Genomic DNA, 20,941 nt, shown 5'->3' on the forward strand with positions numbered 1-20,941 from the left:
TGTCCCTAACCTGAGGCGAAAACCCGCTGGGTCGCGTAACAAGCCCTGATGGCAAGTCAGTTGACATCAGGTCTGATAGAGGGGAGAGGGCAGTGCGCGAGGGGTTGGCCGTCGTCGGGCTCGGGCGCGTCGGGCGCGCGCTCGCCCGCGCCGCGTGCCACGCGGGGTGGCGGGTCGTCCTCTTCGACCGGGACGAGCACGCCGTGGACCGGATGCTGCGCGAGGGCTTCGCCGCGAGCACCGACGAGCGGGTGCTGCGGACCGTCGGGACGGTGGTGGTCTGCGCGGCGGTGCCGCGGACCGGGGCCCGTGCTCTGGACCTCGACGCGGTCAGGAACGCCGCGGAGGCGGTGAGCCGGTGTCTGCGGCCGGGCGTGCTGGTGGTGCTGGAGGCGATCGTCTGCGCCCGGATCGCCGAGGAGGTGGTGCGGCCGATCCTGGAGCGCTCCGGACTGGCCGCGGGCAGCGACTTCCGGCTGGCCTGGTCGCTCCGGTGGGTCGAGCCCGGCGGCCGGCTGCCGAAGGCCGTCACCGGATTGACCCCGCGCTGCGGCGCGGCGGCCGTCTCCTTCTACGGCACCCTGCCGTGGACGGTGCGGCAGGCCGAGCCGGGCGGCTGTGCGCTGGGGGGCGAGGCCGGCGGCTGCACGGCCGGCGGCGGCCGGGGGTTCGTACCGCGCCAGCGCGGGCCCCAGGGCTCCTGAGGCGGCGTCCAGGGAGCGCGGTACTCCGCCCGGCCGGTGCGCGGCCGGCCCCCCGCGGGGACCTCCGCGCACACGGCCGGTCAGGCGGAGCCGCGTGCCGCCGAGGTCAGCCCTCGGAGACGACCTCGGCCTTCTCGATCACGATCGGCTCGGCCGGGACGTCGCCGTGGCCGCCGCGCGAGCCGGTGCGGACCCCGGCGATCTTGTCGACGACGTCGGTGCCCGCCACGGCCTTGCCGAAGACGGTGTAGCCCCAGCCCTGGGTGTTCTTCGCCTTGAAGTTGAGGAAGTCGTTGTCCGCCACGTTGATGAAGAACTGGGCCGTGGCCGAGTGCGGGTCGCTGGTCCGGGCCATCGCGATGGAGTAGCGGACGTTGGTCAGGCCGTTGTCCGCCTCGTTCTGGATCGGGGCCTGGGTCGGCTTCTGGGACATGCCCTCGGTGAAGCCACCGCCCTGGATCATGAAGCCCGCGATCACCCGGTGGAAGATCGTGCCGTCGTAGTGGCCGCTGCGGACGTAGCTCAGAAAGTTCTCGACGGACTTCGGAGCCTTGGCGGCGTCGAGCTCGATGTCGATGTCGCCGAAGTTGGTGGTGAGCCGTACCGTGCTCATGATTCTCCCTCTGCTTGATGGGTAAGCAGGGAACAGCTTGTCACGGACTGACTGGTCCTGGCAGATCGGCGGAACGTGCCGCGCCGCCCTCGTCCCCGGCCGCCAGGAAGGGGCCGACCAGCGAGAGCACCTGCTCCGGTCGCCGGGCCACCTCGGTGTGCGTCGCGCCGGGAAGCACCGCCAGCCGGGCGTCGGGGATCAGGTCGAGCATCTCCACCGCGTGCGGGAGCCGGACGAAGTCGTGGTCGCCGAGTAGCAGCAGGGTGGGTGAACCGAGCTCCCGGAGCTGTTCGGCCGACCATCCCTCGACCGCCGACACCATCGCCGAGGTGCGACGGAGTAGCTCGCCGAAGTGGTTCGGATCCGGGGCGACCTGGCGGTACGCCTGCTCCCAGGACCGGAACTCGGCCTCGGTGGGCAGCCGGTCCGAACCGGGGGGCAGCTCGTGGTACCCGTCGGGACGGTACGGCACCGAGCCCAGCACCAGCCTGCGCACCAGCTCGGGCCTGGTCACCGCCAGCTCCAGCGCGACCATGCCGCCGAGGCTGAAGCCGAAGAAGTCGGCCTGTGCCACGCCGAGTTCGCCGAGCAGCGCGGCGACGTCGGCCGCGTGGTTGCCGAGCGTCATCTCCCGGTCGATGTCCTCGGTATGGCCGTGGCCCTGCAGCTCGACGGCGATCACCCGGTGGTTCTCGGCGAGGTCGTCCACCAGCGGACCGAAGGTCAGTTCGATGGTGTGCATGCCGCCGTGCAGCAGCACCAGCGGCCGCCCGCCGCCCCGGACCTCGTAGTACATCCGCAGGCCGTGGACCGGCGCGTAGCCGCTCGTCATGCCATGGCCCAGGTGGCCCGCGCCCGCCGTCGTGCCGTGGCCCGTGTGCCCCGTACCTGTCGTCATCCCGGCCTCCCGCCTGGGTCAGCACCTGGTGCGAAACGCTACTCCGGGACAACGACAAACCCCGGCGGATCCCCGCGCCACGACGCAGGGGTTCACACCGGGGACCGGAAGGCGGGACGGGTCAGCGGGAGACGTCCTTGCGGGACACCGCCAGGTAGCCGACCAGGGCCAGGATGGCGGCCGTCCAGCCGGCGGTGACCGGCCCGAGACCGAGGTCCAGGCCGCCGCGCTCGTGCGAGACCGCCATCCAGTCGGCGAACGAGGCACCCAGCGGGCGGGTCAGCACATAGGCGATCCAGAAGGACGGGATCGCGTCCAGCCGGAGCCACCGGTGGGCGAGGGCGGGAACGGCGATCAGTGCCGCGAACATGACCCCCGATCCCAGGTAACCCAGGTCCATGGTGGTCGCGGTCAGGTCGCCAGCGGCCGTGCCGAGCGCGAAGGTGGCCAGCACCGTGGCCCAGTAGAAGACCTCGCGCCGCCGGGTGTGGACGCTGTGGATGGACAGCGTCCGCTCGGCCGCGTACCAGACGCCGAAGATCGCCGCCAGCGCGAGCAGGAAGAACGGGGTGGCCACCAGGTACGGCACGCCGAGGGCGACGTGCATGACGTCGGCGGCCATGGTGCCGAACACGCTGACCATGACGATGGTGGTCCAGTAGATCCACGCCACGTACCGGCGGACGCTGAACTGCACCACCAGCGAGACCACCAGGCCGATGCCGCCGAGCGCGACCGCGATCATCGGGTCCATCACGTGCGCCAGGAAGTCCGAGGCGGTCTCGCCCATTCCGGTGGTCAGCACCTTGATGATCCAGAAGAGTGCCGTCACCTCCGGCACCTTGCTCAGCGCGTGCCGGGCCGTCGCGTGCCGGGACGGTGTCGTCTGGCCGTTCTGCTGGAGTGGGGCGGTCGTCATGGGCCGCAGGATCGCATGCCGTTTCTGAAGCCAGCCTGAAGACTGCGGGGTCCGCCGAACCGGTGATCCGGGCGGCAGGTCCGGCCGAGCAGGCCCTCGGCGGGACACCTCGGAGCCGTGCCACCCCGAGCCGCCCCACCGGGGCGCCGGCCGGATCACCGCACGACGGGCGTCGTCGTCACCGCATGACGGGCAGCACCGGGCCGTCGGCCCGGCCGGTCGCGGCCTCGATGAAGGCGACCGGATCGGGCACACCGGCCAGCAGCTCCCGGGTCGCCTCCAGGGCGGCCGCGGGCGGCGGCGGGCCGCCGACCGCCGCGACCAGGTCGAGCAGATGGACCGTGGCCTCCATGACGGCGACCTCGCCGAGCGCCCCGTAGGTCACCGCCCCCAGGATCGGGTGCGCGACCACCGCGGTCGGCGGTACGTCCGCGAGTTCGGCGAACGCCTCCGGCGCCTCGACGGCGAACCGCCTGACCAGTTGCTCCGGTGACACCGCCTCGGCCACCTCGCGGGCCTGCTCCTCGATCGTTCCGGCGGCCGTGTGGGCGACACCGCCCGGCCGGTTGTAGATCCGGAGGATCTCCGCCCCGCTGGTGACGACGGCCGGCCCCTCCGTCAGGGCGTCCCGCAGCTGGGCGAACATCGCCGGGTCGGGCGCGACATGGCCGAACAGCGCCTGCACCGACCAGCCGGGCAGCCGGGTCTCAGTCGCCCAGTCCTCGGGTGTCAGCTGCCGGCCACGCTCGGCCCAGGACTGCCACAGTGCGTTCAACAGGTCACCGGTCGGGTTGAGTTGACTAGTCATCAAGTCTCCTTGGTTGGTCGGAATGTGATCCTACGGCCCGGCCGGCTGCCCGGTCCGGCGGACGGGGCGACGGAACAAGGTCGGGACGGCACCGATGAGTCCGGGAGGCCGGAGGAGTCCCCTTCTGCATGGAGACCGAGGAGACACAGGTACTCGTTCTGGTCGCACGGCCGGGAGCGGCGGACTGGGACAGGCTGTACGGACAGCTGCGGGAGTCCCGCGCGGACGGCCCCCGGGTGGTGGAGTGCGACGTGAGCGCGTTCGACCCGGCGGACGGCGGAGCCCTCGTCGTTGTCGGCGGCCTGGCCAGGCTGCAGTTGACGGCTCGGCGGGGCGGCCGCGAGATCCGCCTGCGCGGCGCAGGCCGGGAGTTGCTGGAGTTGCTGGAACTGACCGGTCTCGGGGAGCAGCTGCCGCCCCGGTGAGCGCGGCCTGCCGGGGCATGACCGGTGAGCCGCGCCCCCGGGGGACCCGGCTCGGTTGTGCCGGGTCCCGGGCCGTGGCGGTTCCGCCCGCATCCCGGTCGTGAATTTCCCGGCCGCGGACGGCTGGTGGATCACCGGCCAGACCCCGTTCGTCAACGGTGGCTGCACCACCCGCTGAGCGGCCGGCGGGTTGGGGGGCGTCCGGTCAGATCGCCGCGGTACGGGCCTGGCCGCCGAGGCCGACCTGGTGCCAAACGTGGCTTCCCGGCGCCGGGTTGAAGTCGTACCGCACGCCGGAGCGTGCGAGGGCGACGAGTGAGACCGAGGTGGTTCCCCAGATCCGTCCGTCTCCGAAGTCGCGGCGCTGGATCAGGGCGGCGGGCTCGTCGAGCTCCAGGCCGTCCCCGGCGGCTACCGGCAGCCACTGGCCCCACGCCTCGGTGGTCGGGCGGCCGGCCGGGCTCGAGGTCGGCTCCGGGCGCCGGGCAGCGGCCAGGCGGGGGCGGAAGTGCGCGATCCGGGCGGCCATCATCCGGCCGGCCCGCAGCGAGGAAGTGCGGTTCTCCGCCTCGCCCTCGAGCCCGTCGTTGACCACGACGTGCAGCCCGGGCGGCAGCCGCCGCTCCCGCAGCTCGTGCCCGGACCAGCTCAGTACGCGGACCTCGCCGGCCTGCGCGCGGACCAGGTGGAACGGGTCGTAGCGCTCCAGGTCGAGGCCCTCCAGCGCGTCGCCGTCGGCCGCCGCCAGCAGCGGCAGATCACCGCGCGACAGCCGGAGGGCCGGATCGGCGGCCCGGCCGAAGCCGTTGAGCAGGCACGCCATCCTGGACGGCTCGTCGTCGCCGCCCGGATGCACCGCGAGCCAGGTGCCGCCCGCCAGCAGGTCCCGGCCGCCGACCAGGGCGGGCCGTGAAGGCCAGTGCCGGTCCGGCGGCAGCCAGTCGCGGCCGATGTACTCGTCCCGTACGGCCAGGACGACGACCGGCGTGGTGGAGCCCGGATCTATGCTGACGAACGCGGTGCACACGGCTGACCCTTCGGCTGGAGCTTCCGCTGTCAGCAATTGTGTACGAAAACCCTGTGCGACCAGGAGGCCTGCGCGGACTGTGACGGCCGACACGTCGGCGCGGCCACTGCGATCTCGGCCCGGCCCCGGGCGCCGACCCGGCCGGGTACCGCGACCTCGCCGGCGGTGACGGCTCCTGGAGCGAGTGGGGCTGTCGTCCTCCGGCCCGGTCCTGCTGACATGCGGTGTGTAGGCCGGTGGCGGCGACGTCCTGGATCCCCGGTACGGGGGAGCCGAGTTCGCGGCGAGCGGGAGCCGTCCCCCGGGGGAGGGAGGATCCGATTCACCGTCAACGGCGATGCCTGGCGGGCGTGATCCCGGCAGGATCCTTCCTGTCGCAGAGAACACTTCCGAGAGGTCGAACACCGTGCTCACCACCGCCAAGACCGGGAACCGCACCGGCGCCCGCCTGGCCGCCGTCCTGCTCGCCGCCGCGGCCCTCGCGGGCGGTACCGGCCCGGCCTTCGCGAACGGCGGGGACGGCGCCGCCGCAGGCCGGCCGGACGCCGTGGACCGGGCCGCCGTCCAGCGCGCGCTCGACGAGGCGGTGGCGGAGGGCGTGCCGGGCCTGGTCGCCGAGGTCCGGGACGGGCGGGGCACCTGGCGCACGGCCGCCGGGGTGGCCGACCTGGCCGACGGCCGGGGCGCCCGGGCCGGGGACCGGTTCAGGATCGGCAGCGTGACCAAGACCTTCGTGGCGACGGTCGTGCTCCAGCTGGTGGCGGAGGGCGGGATCGGTCTGGACGACCCCATCGAGCGCGAGCTGCCCGGGCTGGTCCCGAACGGGCGGAACATCACGGTGCGCCAGCTGCTCTCCCACACCAGCGGACTCGCCGACTTCCTCACCAAGCTGCTCGCCGAGCCCGACCCGCTCCGCTCCGCCCAGAAGGCCACCTACACCCCCCGCGACCTGGTCGCCATCTCCGCCGAGCTCGGCCCGAAGTTCGCCCCCGGCACCTCATGGGCGTACTCCAACACCAACTACGTCGTCCTCGGCCTGCTGGTGGAGCACGTCACCGGCCACCGGCTGGACCAGGAGATCACCCGGCGGATCGTGCGCCCGCTGCACCTGGGCGAGACCTCCTTCCCGACCACCGCCGAACTCTCCGGCCCGCACCTGCACGGCTACGAATGGGCCGACGGCCCCACCGCCCCGCCGGCCGACCTCACCACCTTCAACCCGAACGCCATCTGGGGCTCCGGCACGATGATCTCCACCGCGGACGACCTCAACCGCTTCTACCGCGCCCTGTTCGACGGCCGGCTGCTCCCGGCGGAACTGCTCGAGGAGATGCGCACCGCGCACCCCGTGGACGACGACCGCGGCTACGGCCTGGGACTGGAGAGCCGCACCTACTGCGCGGACGGTACCGCCGCCTGGGGGCACAGCGGCAGCATCGCCGGATATGAGACCTTCAGCTTCACCACCGGCGACGGCAAACGGCAGATCACCTTCTCGCTCAACCGCAACCTGACCGCCTCGCCCAAGGTCAACGACACCATCACCAGGGTCCTCACGCTGGGCCTGTGCACCCGCTAGCGCGGCGGGCCCCGCGGTGGGCGGTACACGCGGTGGAGCTCACCGCGGCGGAGCGACCAGCCCCGTCTCGTAGGCGATGATGACGAGCTGGACCCGGTCGCGGGCGTCGAGCTTGGCGAGCAGTCGGGTCACGTACGTCTTCACGGTGGCCACGCTGATCACCAGCTCGCCGGCGATCTCCGCGTTGGACAGGCCGCGTCCGACCAGGGTCAGCACCTCGCGTTCCCGGTCGGTGAGACTGTCCACCGGCTTCCGTCCCCGGGCGGGGGCGGGGCGCTCGGCGAACTCCGCGATCAGACGGCGCGTCACGCTCGGCGCGATCAGGGCGTCCCCGGCGGCGACCACGCGGATCGCGGCGAGGATGTCGTCCAGCGCCATGTCCTTGACCAGGAAGCCGGACGCGCCCGCGCGCAGCGCGGCGTAGACGTAGTCGTCGTCATCGAAGGTGGTCAGCACCAGGACGTGCGCCGCACCGGGGCCGGCGGTGATCAGCCGGGTGGCCTCGATCCCGTCCACGCCGGGCATCCGGATGTCCATCACCACCACGTCGGGGTCCAGTTCCTCGGCCAGCCGGACCGCCTCGATGCCGTTGCCGGCCTCCCCGACCACCTCCAGGTCGTCGGCGTCGGTGATGACCATCTGGAGTGAGGCGCGGACCAGGGGCTGGTCGTCGGCGAGTACCACGCGGACCGTCATCGGACTCCTGTCGGAACGGGCAGACTGGCCGCCACCCGGAAGCCGCCCTCGGGGCGAGGGCCGGCGGTGAACTGACCGTGCAGCAGGGCGACGCGCTCGCGCAGCCCGGCGAGACCGTAGCCGGTGCCGGTCGTGGTGCCGTGGCCGCGCCCCTCGTCGAGGACCTCGACGGACAGTTCCGTCTCCCGGCAGTCGACCGATACCCGGCAGGAGTCGCTGCCGGCGTGGCGCACCACGTTGGTGACCGCCTCCTGGACGATCCGGAACGCCGACAGGTCGATGTCCGGCGGGAGTTGCCGCCGCTCACCGCTCCACCGGACGTCGACCCGGACTCCGGCGGCCGTGGTGGTGGCGGCCAGCCGGTCGAGGTCGGCCAGACCGGGCATCAGGTGGAGCGGTGTCCCGTCCGGCTCCGCGTCCGACCCGCTCTGGCGGAGCGCCCCGAGCATCCGGCGCAGCCCCGACAGCGTCTCCCGGCTCGCGGCCTCGATCTCGCCCAGCGCCTCCCGCGCCCGGGCCGGCTGGGTCTCGATGACCCGCCGGGCCGCGCCGGACTGCAGAGCGATGATGCCGATGCTGTGCGCGACCATGTCGTGCAGCTCGCGGGCGATCCGCAGCCGCTCGGCGGTCACCGCCTGCGTTGCCGCCTGATCGCCCAACTTCTCTGCGTAGTCGCGGGATTGGCGTATCGAGCGACCGGCAAGCCAGGCGATGACGGCCACCAGCAGGCCCGCGTCCGAGGCGCCGATGCTCCGGCCGGTGAGGAACAGGTGGCTGCCCTGCGCGGGCAGCATGGCCAGGTGGCCGAGCAGCACGAGGAGCACCATGGCCAAGGCGGTGCGCGAGGTCCGGCGGGAGCCGGTGGCTGTTACCAGGCAGAGCGCGACGTAGACCGTCAGGAGCGAGGCCGGCGAGAGCTCCACCTGCTGCGTCCAGGCGCCGGTCGCGACGACCGTGGAGACGAGCAGCAGGACGACCGAGGTGAGCGGCAGCCGGCGCAGCACGGCGCAGGCGGCGAACGCCAGCACACTGGCCGAGCCGATCAGCAGCCAGTCCCGGTGGGTCGGCAGCGCGTCACCGGCATGGGGGCCGTAGGTGTGGCGCGACGCCCCGGCGACCACGGAGGGGTAGGCCATCGCGACACACCAGGCCAGCGCCGTCCACATGCCCGGCGGCACGCGTTTCAGTGGGGGGAGGTTCGGCGTGTCGTACATGCGGATGATCGTAACGACGGGGTCTCGTCCGGGGCATCGGCCCACGGTTGTAAGACCACGGGTGACAGCGGCCCCGCGTGTGCCTCGATCGGGGCCGCGTGCCGAACCGGCCGGGCTCGCGGTCCATCGCGGCCTCCTCCGGGCCGGGCCCGAGACACCGCGCCTGACATATGATCACGCGTACTGTGGAAAACCGCTCGGGAGGCTGAACCGCCATGGTGGACCAGCGAGTTATCGTCGTCACCGGCGGTGGTACGGGCATCGGCGCCGCGACCGCCCGGCTGCTGCGCGAATCCGGACACCACGTGGTCGTCTCCGGCCGGCGCCCCGAACCGCTGCGCCGCCTCGCCGAGGAGACCGGCGCCCTCGATCACCCCGCCGACATCGGCGACCCCGACGCGGTGCGCGGCCTGGTGGCGGCGACCCTGGCCGCGTACGGCCGGCTCGACGGGCTGGTGCTCAACGCGGGCGTCGGGCGCGGCGGAGGCGTAGGGGACCTGTCGATCGAGGACTGGGAGACCGTGATGCGGACCAACGTCACCGGCCCCTTCCTGCTCCAACGCGCCGCGCTGCCACACCTGTTGGAGGCGCGCGGCTCGGTGGTCGCGGTCGCCTCGGTCTCCGCGCTGCGCAACGGGGTCGGCAACGCAGCGTACGCGACGTCCAAGGCCGCCCTGCTCCAGCTCTGCCGCTCCCTGGCCGTCGACTACGGCCGGTACGGGCTGCGGGCCAACACCGTGTGCCCCAGCTGGGTGCGGACCGACATGGCCGACCGGCGGATGGCTCGCTTCGTCGACGAGGCCGGCCTGGGTGAGGGTGGCATCGAGGCGGCGTACCGGGAGGCGACCCGGCTCATCCCCGCCGGCCGCCCCGGCGAGCCGCAGGAGGTCGCGGAGGCCATCGCCTGGCTGCTCTCGCCCGCCGCGTCCTTCGTCAACGGCGCGGTGCTCACGGTCGACGGCGGCGTGACGGCCGTCGATCCGGGGACCGTCCCGTTCGACTTCCACGTCGAGCCGCGCGGCTCCACCGCACCGTAGGCGGTGATTTCGGCCCGGCCAGGCGCAACTCCGGTGCGTTCCCTCCTGGTTGGGTGGGTTCTCCGCGGTTCGCGGAGCCTCGCCGCCAGGATGGCAGCCGCAGTGCCCGGGGTTCGTCTTCCCGGCCTCGCCCCGCAGGCGGGCCCGGGGTCGCCCTCGTCTCACCCCACCCGGAACTCGCGGGCGCCGGGCGGACGGTGGGCGCAGAGGGCGGCGGGCCGCCGCCGGGGCGGGTTCACCGCGCGCGACCATGACTCACGGTAATCGTTGCGCATGCGCAGCGCAGTGACTCGTGCCACGCTGACTCCGGGTCGGCGCGATCGGCGCGACCCACCGTCTGATTCCAGGAGTCCTTGATGACGCAGCCCATTGCGCCGCCGCAGCCGCAGCCCTACTACTACCAGCCGCCGCAGCACCAGCCCCAGCCGTACTACTACCAGCCGCAGCCCGGGTACTACTACCAGCCACAGCCCGGCTACTTCAACCCCACGCAGCCGCAGCCCGGTTACTACAACGCGCCGCAGCCGTACCCGCCGCAGCCGAACGGGGAGAAGGAGTACCCGCAGCTCACGGCGGACGACATCAAGGGAACGGTCGGCGGTCAGGCCAAGGGCACGCTCAGGGCGACGCTTCTCGACGCCGACGGTACGCCGATCAAGGGCGCGCCGATCACGTTCAGCATGGCCGGCGGTGGTCGGGTGATGGGTACGGTGGCGACCGGCGCCGACGGCGTCGCGATGCTCAACAGCGGCTCGAACATCCTCGACCCCATCCTGTGGGCCCAAGGGCTCGGGTCCGGCTACACGGCCCACTTCGCGGGCAACAAGCAGTACATGCCCGCCACGGCCAGTGCCTCGATCAACCCCGCCATCGCCTGAGGCCGGTCCCGCTCGGCCATCCGGAATGCCGATTCCCCTCCCGCAGTAGCCGCGCCGCGTCAACTCCGCGGCCCTCTGCCCCGTGCCGCGCTGACACCCGGTCGGCGCGACACGGGGCGTACTCGCTCAACTCTCCCAAGGGCTACGGTCTTCACCCCCGCCGCGCGGATCAAGAAGCGCCGGATACGGCGGGATCCGCTGCCCGCCGCGACGTCGGCGGCGTAGCCTTCCTGCATGGCAGAGAGCAAGGCCCCGCAGGCCGGGCAGTCGGCGAAGCCCCGGAAGCCGGAGTCGCGGCTGGCGATGGTGCGCCGCGCCCGGAAGATCAACCGCGCGCTGGCGGAGCTGTATCCGTACGCGCATCCGGAACTGGACTTCGAGACGCCGTTCGAGCTGCTGGTGGCAGTGGTGCTGTCGGCGCAGACGACCGACCTGCGGGTGAACCAGACGACGCCGGCGCTGTTCGCCAAGTACCCGACGCCGGAGGACATGGCGGCGGCGAACCCGGAGGAGCTTGAGGAGATCATCCGGCCGACGGGGTTCTTCCGGAACAAGGCGAAGGCGCTGATCGGCCTGTCGATCAAGCTGCGGGACGACTTCGACGGCGAGGTGCCCAGGACCCTGGAGGAGATGCTCACCCTGCCCGGGGTGGGCCGCAAGACCGCCAACGTCGTCCTCGGCAACGCACGTGATCCCCGGACGGGAGAGCCCTTCGGGGTGCCCGGGATCACCGTGGACACCCACTTCGGCCGGCTCGCCCGGCGGTTCGGCTGGACGACCGAGGAGGACCCGGAGAAGGTCGAGGCGGCGGTCGCCGAGATCTTCCCGAAGTCCGAGTGGACGATGCTCTCGCACCGCGTGGTCTTCCACGGCCGCCGGATCTGCCACGCCCGCAAGCCGGCCTGCGGCGCCTGTCCGCTAGCCCCGCTCTGCCCGTCGTACGGCGTGGGGGAGACCGACCCGGAGAAGGCGCGGAAGCTGCTGAAGTACGAGATGGGCGGTCAGCCCGGGCAGCGGCTCAGGCCGCCGGCCGACTATCCGGGCCGGGCGGCCTCGGCCGCAACGAACGGCGTGGCGGCCGCGTCTACCGAGGGAGACGGTACGGCGACGACGGAGGGTGCCGCGTGACGGACGTGACCGGGGTTGTGGAGCGGGACGGACTGCCGGAGTGGCTGCTGCCGGTGCGCGAGGCCGCGGAGACGGTGCGGCCCGAGGAACTGAGCAGGTTCCTGCCGCCGGCCGAGGGCGGTCGGCGTTCCGCAGTGCTGATGCTCTTCGGTGACGGCCCGTCAGGGCCCGACCTGCTGCTGATCGAACGGGCCCGCAGCCTGCGCTCGCACGCCGGCCAGCCGTCGTTCCCGGGCGGTGCGCTGGACCCGGTGGACGGCGACCCGGACGGTGCCGGGCCGGTGGCCGCCGCACTGCGCGAGGCCCAGGAGGAGACGGGCCTGGACCCGTCGGGGGTGCAGGTCTTCGCGATCCTGCCCGCGCTCTACATCCCGGTCAGCGGCTTCGTGGTGACCCCGGTGCTCGGCTGGTGGCGCCGGGAGACGCCGGTTGCGCCGGTGGATCCGGCCGAGACCGGTGCGGTGTTCCGGGTGCCGATCGCCGATTTGGCCGACCCGGCGAACCGGGTCCGGCTGAGGCACCCCTCGGGCCACCTCGGCCCGGCCTTCCAGGTCGCGGGACGGCTGGTCTGGGGTTTCACGGCCGGGGTGATCGACCGCGTGCTGCACTACGGCGGACTGGAGCGCCCATGGGACACCACCCGTACCCTCACCCTCTCCGACGAGGCCGCCGGTCTCGCCCTCCGCAGCGCCGGTGGCCCGAACCGCTGACGCCGGCGGCCTCCGCGGTCACGCCTCCGCTCCCGGCCGCCGGCCGGGCCGTACGGACCGGCGGGCCGGGTCCGCTGCCGGCCCGCCCGTGAAGCCGCGACCGGCCCCCGTGGCGCGCCCCGGCCCGGGCGCCACGGCCGCGACAACCGGGGTCGCCGCCCTCCGGGTGGGTGCACGTGGGAGGGTATCGGGGTGAATGTCCTGGATCTGCTGCTGATCACCGCCGCGCTTGGCTTCGCCGTGTCGGGGTACCGGCAGGGCTTCGTGGTGGGCGTGCTCTCCGTCGTGGGCTTCCTGGGCGGTGGCCTGATCGCGGTGCAACTGCTGCCCCTGCTGCTGCGCCACCTCAGTCCGGGCGGCACGGCCTCGGTGGTCGCGGTGCTGGTGGTGATCGTCTTCGCGGCGGTCGGCCAGGCCGTGACCACGCACTTCGGCTGGAAGCTTCGCGGCCACATCGGCCGCCGTCAGGCCAGGACCGTCGACGCGTTCGGCGGCTCGGTGGTCAACGTGGTGTCGATGCTGCTGGTGGCCTGGCTGATCGGCTCCGCGCTGGCCGGCACCTCGCTGCCCACCATCTCCAAGCAGGTGCGCACCTCCAAGGTGCTCGGCGGGGTGCAGAGCACGCTGCCGTCCGACGCGCCGAACTGGTTCTCCGACTTCACCAAGGTGCTGGCCCGCAACGGCTTCCCGCAGGTGTTCAATCCCTTCGAGCACGAGCCGATCACCGAGGTGGAGGAGCCCGACCCGTCGCTGGCGGACAGCGAGGCGGTGGCGATGGCCCGGAAGAGCCTGGTCAAGGTGGTCGGGACGGCCACCTCCTGCGGCAAGACCCTGGAGGGCAGCGGGTTCGTCTTCGCCCCGCACCGGGTGATGACCAACGCCCACGTGGTCGGCGGCGTCGACGAGCCCACCGTGCAGATCGGCGGCACGGGACAGCTGTACGACGCCACGGTGGTCCGCTACGACTGGCAGCGGGACATCGCCGTCCTGGACGTCCCGAAGCTGAACGCCCCCGCGCTGCCCTTCGCCGGAGAGGCCAGGACCAACGACAGCGCCATCGTCGCCGGGTTCCCCGAGAACGGCGGCTTCAACGTCCAGCCAGCCCGGATCCGCGGCCGTATCCAGGCCAACGGCCCGGACATCTACCACCGGGGCCAGGTGGTCCGGGACGTCTACTCGATCCGCTCCCTGGTTCGCCAGGGCAACAGCGGCGGCCCGCTGCTCAGCCCGGAGGGGCGGGTGTACGGGGTGGTCTTCGCCAAGTCCCTGGACAGTTCGGACACGGGGTACGTGCTGACCGCCGACGAGGTCCGCCGGGACGCCGCGCTCGGAACCGAGGCCACCGATCGGGCGGACACCGAGGGCTGCGCGCTCTGACCGCCCGCGCCGACCTCCACTGACGCACCGCCGGGTCGAGGATCCGGCGGTGCGTCAGTTGCTCCTGGTAGCGTCGGCCGCGCTCACCCGTTCGGCTCAACCGAGCAGTACCGGAACGGGGCCGACGGGAGGTCAGGAGAACGTCATGATGGGTCACTCGCACGCGGTAAGCGGCGCAATGCTGTACGCGGTCTCCGCGCCGTTCCTGCCCCCGCTGCTGCTGGGCACCCACCTGAGGCCGGCGGACATACTGATGGGGACGGTGCTCTGCGCGGGCGCCGCGCTGCTGCCCGACCTGGACCACCACGACGGCACCATCGCCAACTTCCTGGGCCCGGTCTCCAAGGCGCTCTGCCGGTTCGTCTCCTGGGCCTCCGGCGGTCACCGGCACGCCACGCACTCGCTGCTGTTCGTCGCGCTGATGGGCGGCGGCACCTGGGCGGGCGTGGCCTTCGGCGGCCGCTGGTTCACGATCGGCTTCTCGTTCTTCCTGCTGGCCATGGCGCTGAAGGCGCTCAACGCCCATGCGCCCGGCCACGGCCACCACACCTGGCTGACGGTGGTCGGACTCGCCGTGCTGGGCACGGCGGTCATGGACCGCTTCATGCCGGACGCCCCCGGCTGGCTGCCGTACGCGGTGGCCCTGGGCACGGTGGCGCACCTGTTGGGCGACTGCCTCACCAAGATGGGGGCGCCGCTGCTGTGGCCGCACAAGGAGCGCTACGAGATCGTCCTGATCAAGCGCACCGGCAACAAGATGGAGACCAACATCCTGGTCCCGATCATGAGTGCGGTGACCTTTGTGATGCTGGGGTTCGCCTGCCTCGGGCCCACCGTCGTCAACTGACCGGGATCAGCGGATAGCAGGGGCGCGCTCCAGGTCGGGGCGCGCCCCTCAGCCGTCGCGCCGCAGGCGCGCGCTCACCCAGCGGGCGCGCCGCCCCAGAATGCGCGGGATGCCCATCCGGTGTGCCCCTGGTCGTCGTGGCCGCCCGTCGCCGCCGAACGGCCATTCGGGCTGCTGAACGAGGTGCTGCGAGCCGCTGCGGTTTCGGCGCGGCGAGGCGTCGCGATCGGGCATCCAGGTCATACCGGATGGATGCCCGTCGACCGAGGGGGGTAACCGCATGAGGGCGGTCCATTTGTCCTATGCAATTGTCATATGATCATCCGTCAATTTGGCGGGTGGTCCGCTATGCCTTGTGCTCCCGCACCCAGTTGATCAGCTCGGCCGAGAACTGCTCCGGCGCCTCCTCGTGCGGGAAGTGCCCGATCCCCGGCAACAGCCGCCAGCGGTAAGGCGCCTCGACGTAGTCGCCCGCGCCGAGCGCCGTGTGCGAGAGCACCACGGGGTCGGCGGCACCCTGGATGTGCAGGGTGGGCGCGGTGATCGGCTTCTTCATCCGCCGGGCGAACTGGATGCCGTCCGGTCGGGCCATCGAACGCAGCAGCCAGCGGTAGGGCTCGATCGAGCAGTGCGCGGTGCTGGGGATCTGGACGGCCTGGCGGTAGGCCCGGACGGCGTCGGCCGGCAGCCGGTTCGGGCCGCTCCAGGCATCCAGGTACTCGGCGACCAGGGCGCCGTCGTCCGCGACCAGCCGGCGCTCCGGTATCCACGGCCGCTGGAAGCCGAGGACGTGGTCGAAGGCGGCCATCTGCCTGCGGTCGGTCAGCAGGGCCCGGCGCAAACGGCGCGGGTGCGCGGCGGAGACCACGGTGAGGCTCTGGATCACCGAGGGGCGCATCACGGCCGCCACCCAGGCCAGCGAACCGCCGCTGCCGTGGCCGACCAGGTGGGCCCGCCGCTCGCCGAGCGAGCGGATCACGCCGGTGATGTCGAGCGCCAGGTTGCCGGGGTCGTAGCCGCGCGGGGTGCGGTCGCTGCCGCCCACGCCGCGCAGGTCGAGGGCGACCGCCCGGAAACCGGCTTCGGCGAGGGCGGTGAGCTGGTGCCGCCAGGCCCACCAGTACTCGGGCCAGCCGTGCACCAGCAGGACCAGCGGGCCCTCGCCCACCTCCGCGATGTGGAAGCGGGCACCGTTGGCCGCCAGGTCGCGGTGCGTCCAAGGACCGTCCGAGCGGACGGTCCAGGCGGTCTCGGCGGGCCCGGGGTCGGAGGCCGGGGCGGGCACGGGCTTCTGGTCCAACGGCATACCGAGAGCCTGTCATACCTTGGCGCCGAACACGTCCCCGGCACTCGCCTCCCTCGGCGCGGCGGGCGGCCGGAGACGGCTGCTACGGGATGCGGCCCAGCGCCCGGTCGATCTCCTCCTTGGTGGCCGGGCGCGGACGGGCGTGCTTCAGGACGTCCGCGGTCGCCTGGGCGCCCTCGAAGGTGCGGTGCGGCTTCTCGATCTTCTTGAACGAACGCAGCGCCAGCAGTCCGAGCACGGCCGCGAGCACCAGGTAGGCACCACCGACGATCAGGAACGACCAGCCGAGCGTCAGCCCCAACGCGTGCAGACCGTACGCGGCCGCGAAGCTCAGCATCGGGACGGCGGCCAGCGCCACCACGCCCGCGACGCTCAGTGAGACGCCGCCGGAGACGCCGCGCTTGACGTCCTGCCGGATCTCCGCCTTGGCGAGCGCGATCTCGTCGTGCAGCAGGGCGGACAGATCGGCGGTGGCCGCGGCGAAGAGCTGGCCCACCGAACGCTCGCCCTCGTAGGGCACCCGGCCGTCGCTGGACGGGTCTGCGGTTCCTGAGGGCATCAGCTGTTCTCCTTCAACGCGGTCAACTCGGTCAGCACAGTCAACACGGTCTGCTCGACTGCTCAGAATCATGCCCCTACCGGTCAGTCAGGCACCACTCCGGGGGCCTCTCCCGGGCGATGTGTCACCGCGGCCGAGTCATCCGACCTGGCGCTGGTAGACGTCCGGGATGCCATCGCCGTCCGAGTCGCGGTCCTCCTCCTCGCACAGCTGCCGGTAGTGCCGGTTGCGCAGCTTGAGCAGCACGGTGGCGACCAGCGCGCAGAGCACCGAGCCCACCAGGACGGCGGTCTTGGCTCGGTCGGCGAGGGCGCCGTCGTGCGGGAAGGCCAGCTCGCTGATCAGTAGCGAGACGGTGAAGCCGATGCCCGCGAGCGTGGCGACCGCGAACAGGTCCGCCCAGCTGAGCTGCGGGTTGAGTTCGGCCCGGGTGAACCTGGCGGCCAGCCAGGCGCCGCCGAAGATGCCGACCGTCTTGCCGACCAGCAGGCCGAGGACGATGCCGAGCGGCGTCGCCTGGGTGAAGACCTGGAACAGCGTGGTGGCCGAGATGGTCGTCCCGGCCGCGAGCAGCGCGAAGACCGGCACCGCGACACCGGCGGAGAGCGGGCGCACCAGGTGCTCGATGCGCTCGCCGGGGGAGTGCTCCTCGTCGCCCTCGGTGTGGCAGCGCAGGATCAGGCCCATGGCGACACCGGCCACCGTGGCGTGGATCCCGCTCTCGTGCATCAGCGCCCAGATCACCAGGGCCAGCGGCAAGTACAGGTACCAGCCGTGGACGCCGCGCCGGTGCAGGAACCAGAACAGCACCAGGCCGGCGAAGGCGAACCCGAGTGCCCAGAACCTGATGCCGGAGCTGTAGAAGATCGCGATGATCAGGATGGCGATCAGGTCGTCCACGACCGCGAGGGTGAGCATGAACGCCCGCAGCGCCGAGGGCAGGTGACTGCCCGCCACGGCGAGCACGCCCAGGGCGAAGGCGATGTCGGTGGCGGTCGGGATGGCCCAGCCGGCGGGATTACCGCCTGGGCCGCTGTTGGCGACGGTGAACACGATCGCCGGCAGCGCGACGCCGGAGACCGCGGCGATCACCGGCAGGGCGGCGGCACCGGGGCTGCGCAGCTCGCCGGCCACGAACTCGCGTTTGAGCTCGATCCCGGCAACGAAGAAGAAGACTGTCAGCAGCCCGTCCTTGGCCCAGTTCTCCAGGCTCAGGTTCAGGTGGAGCGGCCCCGGCGGGCCTATCGTCCGGCTCAGGACGTTCTCGTACCCGTGCGGCCAGACGTTCGCCCAGACGAGGGCGATCACGGCGGCGGCGAGGAGCAGGATGCCGCCGACGGTCTCGGTGCGCAGTGCGTCGGTGATGTACCGGCGTTCGGGAAGCGGGAGCAGGCCGAGGAACTGGCGACGATCGGTGGACGGCGACGTGGCCACGGGGGGACCTCCAGTCGGGGACGGCAGCTGGATGCACCAGTGGTGCGATGCCGACCAGACTTCCCGGCGCGCCTCAGAGATCTTGTTGCGTTTTTGACAGTCTACTGGGAGCGGCGACGCGATTTCCGGATTGTCGTATTTTATTCCTCATGCCCACCTCTGTCGGGGCATGCCGAGCCGGGTACCTGGCGGAAGGCGGTCCCAGGCACCGAGGTGGCTCTTGGCGGCGGCCTCGGCCCTACGGGCGGCCGCGGGGCACGCTCAGGCCCCGAGGTAGCGCAGTACGGCCAGTACCCGGCGGTGATCGGCGGCGGAGACGGGCAGGTCCAGCTTCAGGAAGATGTTCGCCACGTGCTTCTCGATCGCCCGCTCGGTCACCACCAGCCGGTCGGCGATGGCCCCGTTGGACCGTCCCTCCGCCATCAGGCCGAGCACCTCGCGCTCGCGCGGGCTGAGCCCGTCCACCGACCGGCGGCTCGGGCTCGCGCCGACCAGCTGGGTCACCACCTCGGGGTCCAGCGCCGTACCGCCGCGCGCCACCCGCTCCAGCGCGTCCACGAAGTCCTGGGCATCCAGTACGCGCTCCTTGAGCAGGTAGCCGACCCCGGTCGAGCCGGCGGCCAGCAGCCGGGCCGCGTACTCCGTCTCCACGTACTGGGAGAAGATCAGCACCGCCAGTCCGGGCTGGGCGGCCCGGAGCTCGATCACCGCGCGCAGTCCCTCGTCGGTGTGGGTGGGAGGCATCCGGATGTCGGAGACGACGACGTCGGGCCGGTGCCCGGCCACCGCCGCCTTCAGCTGCTCGCCGTCGGCGACGGCGGCCACCACCTCGTGGCCCTCGTCCTCCAGCAACTGCACCAGACCGGCCCGCAGGATCGCCGTGTCCTCGGCCACTACAACTCGCACGGCCCATCCCCCTGTTGATTCATCGGACCACCGGCGCGCTTGGCCGCGCCGCCGTCACAGTCTGCCCGGGAGATCGACGGTCACCGTGGTCGGCCCGCCGGGCGGACTGTCCACCGTCAGGACACCGTCCGCGGTGCGTACCCGCTCGGCCAGCCCGCGCAGCCCGCTCCCCGCGCCGTCCAGCCGGGCGCCGCCCCGGCCGTCGTCCGTGACCAGCAGGCGCAGACCGTTCCCGTGCTGCAGCACCGAGACCGCCATCCGTCCGGCGCCGCTGTGCTTGCCCGCGTTGGCCAGCAGTTCGGCGGCGGCGAAGTAGAGCATTGTCTCGACCGGAGCGGACGGACGCCCGGGCGTCTCGACCCTAACCGCGGTCGGGATGGCCGACCGCGCCGCCAGGGTGGTGAGCGCGGGCCCGAGACCGGAGTCGAGTGCGGGCGGGTGGATGCCGCGGACCAGTTCGCGCAGCTCCTGAATGATCTCCTTGGTCTCCTGTCGGGACTCCTTGAGCAGTTCCTGCGCCTTCACGGCGTCCCCCTTGGCGAGCCGGCTCTCCGCCCGCCCGAGCCGCATCCCGAGTGCCACCAGCCTGGCCTGCGCGCCGTCATGCAGATCGCGTTCGATCCGGCGCAGCGTGGCAGCCGCCTCGTTGATCGCGTGCTCGCGGGTCTCGACCAGCTGGGCCAGCCGGAGCGAGGTCGCGGACGGCCCCAGCAGCCGGGGGAGCAGCCACCGGTCCAGCGCCAGCGGCCCGCGGGCCAGCCAGGGCGCGATCAGCAGGAGCAGCAGGCCGACCGCGCTGACCAGCAGAGCGCGTTGCCAGGTGTCGAAGTGGAACCCGTTCACCTCGAAACCGACTTCGTGCCTGACCCCGTGCGCGTCCGTCTCCCGTATCGGCTCCACCAGTCGTAGCACCGGGTAGCAGAGGAACAGCACCCCGTACGCCCACCAGCCGAAGCCGAGCGCGAACTGCACCAGCCCGAGCGGCACTCGCAGGGACAGATACGCCACCGACCGCCAGGCCGCCGGGTCGCCGAGGTGGTGCCCGAGGAAGCCGGAGAGGCCGGGCGCGCGGCGCGGTCGGAGCGGGGTCGGGATCTCCAACTCCAGTAGCAGACGGGCCAGTAGTCGGTGCAGAGCGCCGAACCAGCGGTCCAGACTGAGGAAGAGGGCCAGCAGCGGTGAGACCAGCAGGCCAGCCGAGAGGACGCCGAACACGACCGTCAGCACCACCGCGACCAGGCCGAGCAGCGCCAGCGGCAGGCTCAGCAGCGAGTACAGCACCCCGCGCCAGGACCGTGCGGTGAACGGCTCCCGCAGGAAGCGGTGGATCACCGTCCGGTCGGGCGGTTGCTGACCTGTGTGCTCGCTCGTCTTCATCGGGCCCATGATGGCGTCGCGGGTTCGATCTTGGGGCATCGGTCGCGGCGGCGTACCCGGCGGCGGCTCAGCCGCGCAGGGTCGCGGCCTCCGGCTGGAGTTGTGGTGGTGGTTCAGCTGTCGGGCTGAGGCTGATTTGGGATCAGCACTGGCACCGGACGGTGACCTGGGCCATTGCGCGGGACCGGCCCGCTGCTCCTCCTGCCGGTCGGGTTCAAGCCGGTGGACAGGTGGACGACCGCCGGCTTCGGCGGGTGCCCGGCCGGGTGAGCGGTGAGGTGGGGCCCGGGGGGGGTGCCCGAACGGCACCCCCACCGGCTGTGGCTCGTCAGCGTTGGCTCTCGCCGGCCGCGGTTCTCACCGGCCGCGCCGACGTCAGCCGCGGCTCAGCTCTCGCCGTCCGTGTTGCCGGACGGTAGCTGTGACTGGATCAGGTTCATCACCGAGGAGTCGGCGAGGGTGGTGGTGTCGCCGACCTCGCGGCCCTCGGCGATGTCGC

At 72.4% G+C, this 20,941-nt stretch carries 21 protein-coding genes; 9 read left to right on the top strand and 12 right to left on the bottom strand.

Annotation, left to right across the window (positions count from 1 at the left end; genetic code table 11):
• The first annotated feature begins 92 nt into the window (after positions 1-92).
• Complete coding sequence (locus tag ABD369_RS15235) at positions 93-704, top strand: NAD(P)-binding domain-containing protein (protein WP_344636912.1); 612 nt, start codon at positions 93-95, stop codon at positions 702-704.
• Between the two features lie 106 nt (positions 705-810).
• Here the strand turns inward: ABD369_RS15235 and ABD369_RS15240 are convergent, their stop codons facing one another.
• The 4 genes from ABD369_RS15240 to ABD369_RS15255 form a co-directional block, all read right to left on the bottom strand.
• Positions 811-1,317: a peptidylprolyl isomerase gene (locus tag ABD369_RS15240; RefSeq protein WP_344636913.1), complete on the bottom strand. Its 507-nt coding sequence runs from the start codon at positions 1,315-1,317 to the stop codon at positions 811-813.
• Between the two features lie 40 nt (positions 1,318-1,357).
• Positions 1,358-2,215, bottom strand: a complete 858-nt coding sequence (locus ABD369_RS15245) for an alpha/beta fold hydrolase (RefSeq protein WP_344636914.1) — start codon at positions 2,213-2,215, stop codon at positions 1,358-1,360.
• Positions 2,216-2,336: 121 nt separating this feature from the next.
• Positions 2,337-3,134 (bottom strand): COG4705 family protein, encoded by a 798-nt coding sequence (locus tag ABD369_RS15250; RefSeq protein WP_344636915.1) that lies wholly within the window; start codon positions 3,132-3,134, stop codon positions 2,337-2,339.
• Positions 3,135-3,312: 178 nt separating this feature from the next.
• On the bottom strand, positions 3,313-3,942 hold the full coding sequence (locus ABD369_RS15255) for a maleylpyruvate isomerase N-terminal domain-containing protein (RefSeq protein WP_344636916.1): 630 nt from the start codon (positions 3,940-3,942) through the stop codon (positions 3,313-3,315).
• A gap of 128 nt (positions 3,943-4,070) precedes the next feature.
• Here ABD369_RS15255 and ABD369_RS15260 point away from each other — a divergent pair, with 128 nt between their 5' ends.
• Positions 4,071-4,367 (top strand): STAS domain-containing protein, encoded by a 297-nt coding sequence (locus ABD369_RS15260; protein ID WP_344636917.1) that lies wholly within the window; start codon positions 4,071-4,073, stop codon positions 4,365-4,367.
• 205 nt (positions 4,368-4,572) lie between these two features.
• Here the strand turns inward: ABD369_RS15260 and ABD369_RS15265 are convergent, their stop codons facing one another.
• Positions 4,573-5,394 carry an NRDE family protein gene (locus ABD369_RS15265; protein ID WP_344636918.1) on the bottom strand — a complete coding sequence of 274 codons (822 nt, stop codon included), beginning with the start codon at positions 5,392-5,394 and terminating at the stop codon, positions 4,573-4,575.
• 406 nt (positions 5,395-5,800) lie between these two features.
• On the opposite strand from ABD369_RS15265, the gene ABD369_RS15270 reads away from it, so the two are divergent.
• The gene (locus tag ABD369_RS15270) at positions 5,801-6,973 is read left to right on the top strand and encodes a serine hydrolase domain-containing protein (RefSeq protein WP_344636919.1); all 1,173 of its coding nucleotides are present in this window, start codon (positions 5,801-5,803) and stop codon (positions 6,971-6,973) included.
• A gap of 39 nt (positions 6,974-7,012) precedes the next feature.
• On the opposite strand, the gene ABD369_RS15275 is transcribed toward ABD369_RS15270, so the two are convergent.
• Entirely contained in the window at positions 7,013-7,669 is a 657-nt protein-coding gene (locus tag ABD369_RS15275; RefSeq protein ID WP_344636920.1) for a response regulator, read from the bottom strand.
• Positions 7,666-8,883 carry a sensor histidine kinase gene (locus ABD369_RS15280; protein WP_344636921.1) on the bottom strand — a complete coding sequence of 406 codons (1,218 nt, stop codon included), beginning with the start codon at positions 8,881-8,883 and terminating at the stop codon, positions 7,666-7,668. Before ABD369_RS15280 ends, ABD369_RS15275 begins: the two co-directional genes overlap by 4 nt.
• A gap of 215 nt (positions 8,884-9,098) precedes the next feature.
• On the opposite strand from ABD369_RS15280, the gene ABD369_RS15285 reads away from it, so the two are divergent.
• The 6 genes from ABD369_RS15285 (at position 9,099) to ABD369_RS15310 (ending at position 14,860) form a co-directional block, all read left to right on the top strand.
• Entirely contained in the window at positions 9,099-9,920 is an 822-nt protein-coding gene (locus ABD369_RS15285) for an SDR family NAD(P)-dependent oxidoreductase (protein ID WP_344636922.1), read from the top strand.
• A 356-nt stretch (positions 9,921-10,276) separates the two neighbouring features.
• On the top strand, positions 10,277-10,798 hold the full coding sequence (locus ABD369_RS15290; RefSeq protein WP_344636923.1) for an Ig-like domain-containing protein: 522 nt from the start codon (positions 10,277-10,279) through the stop codon (positions 10,796-10,798).
• Between the two features lie 234 nt (positions 10,799-11,032).
• Complete coding sequence (nth, locus tag ABD369_RS15295) at positions 11,033-11,926, top strand: endonuclease III (protein ID WP_344636924.1); 894 nt, start codon at positions 11,033-11,035, stop codon at positions 11,924-11,926.
• On the top strand, positions 11,923-12,636 hold the full coding sequence (locus tag ABD369_RS15300; RefSeq protein WP_344636925.1) for an NUDIX hydrolase: 714 nt from the start codon (positions 11,923-11,925) through the stop codon (positions 12,634-12,636). Before nth ends, ABD369_RS15300 begins: the two co-directional genes overlap by 4 nt.
• A 192-nt stretch (positions 12,637-12,828) precedes the next feature.
• Positions 12,829-14,013 (top strand): MarP family serine protease, encoded by a 1,185-nt coding sequence (locus ABD369_RS15305; RefSeq protein ID WP_344636926.1) that lies wholly within the window; start codon positions 12,829-12,831, stop codon positions 14,011-14,013.
• A 148-nt stretch (positions 14,014-14,161) separates the two neighbouring features.
• Positions 14,162-14,860 carry a metal-dependent hydrolase gene (locus ABD369_RS15310; protein ID WP_344636927.1) on the top strand — a complete coding sequence of 233 codons (699 nt, stop codon included), beginning with the start codon at positions 14,162-14,164 and terminating at the stop codon, positions 14,858-14,860.
• Between the two features lie 346 nt (positions 14,861-15,206).
• On the opposite strand, the gene ABD369_RS15315 is transcribed toward ABD369_RS15310, so the two are convergent.
• From ABD369_RS15315 to ABD369_RS15335, 5 genes are all read right to left on the bottom strand, one after another.
• On the bottom strand, positions 15,207-16,166 hold the full coding sequence (locus ABD369_RS15315; RefSeq protein ID WP_344636928.1) for an alpha/beta fold hydrolase: 960 nt from the start codon (positions 16,164-16,166) through the stop codon (positions 15,207-15,209).
• An 82-nt stretch (positions 16,167-16,248) separates the two neighbouring features.
• A complete protein-coding gene (locus ABD369_RS15320; protein ID WP_344636929.1) occupies positions 16,249-16,725 on the bottom strand; it encodes a phage holin family protein in 477 nt (158 codons plus the stop codon).
• Positions 16,726-16,863: 138 nt separating this feature from the next.
• A complete protein-coding gene (gene nhaA / locus ABD369_RS15325) occupies positions 16,864-18,159 on the bottom strand; it encodes a Na+/H+ antiporter NhaA (protein ID WP_344636930.1) in 1,296 nt (431 codons plus the stop codon).
• A 261-nt stretch (positions 18,160-18,420) separates the two neighbouring features.
• On the bottom strand, positions 18,421-19,065 hold the full coding sequence (locus ABD369_RS15330; protein ID WP_344636931.1) for a response regulator transcription factor: 645 nt from the start codon (positions 19,063-19,065) through the stop codon (positions 18,421-18,423).
• Between the two features lie 54 nt (positions 19,066-19,119).
• Positions 19,120-20,442 carry a sensor histidine kinase gene (locus tag ABD369_RS15335; RefSeq protein ID WP_344636932.1) on the bottom strand — a complete coding sequence of 441 codons (1,323 nt, stop codon included), beginning with the start codon at positions 20,440-20,442 and terminating at the stop codon, positions 19,120-19,122.
• Positions 20,443-20,941: the final 499 nt, after the last annotated feature.

The sequence above is a fragment of the Kitasatospora cystarginea genome, from assembly GCF_039533515.1.
Lineage (GTDB): Bacteria > Actinomycetota > Actinomycetes > Streptomycetales > Streptomycetaceae > Kitasatospora > Kitasatospora cystarginea.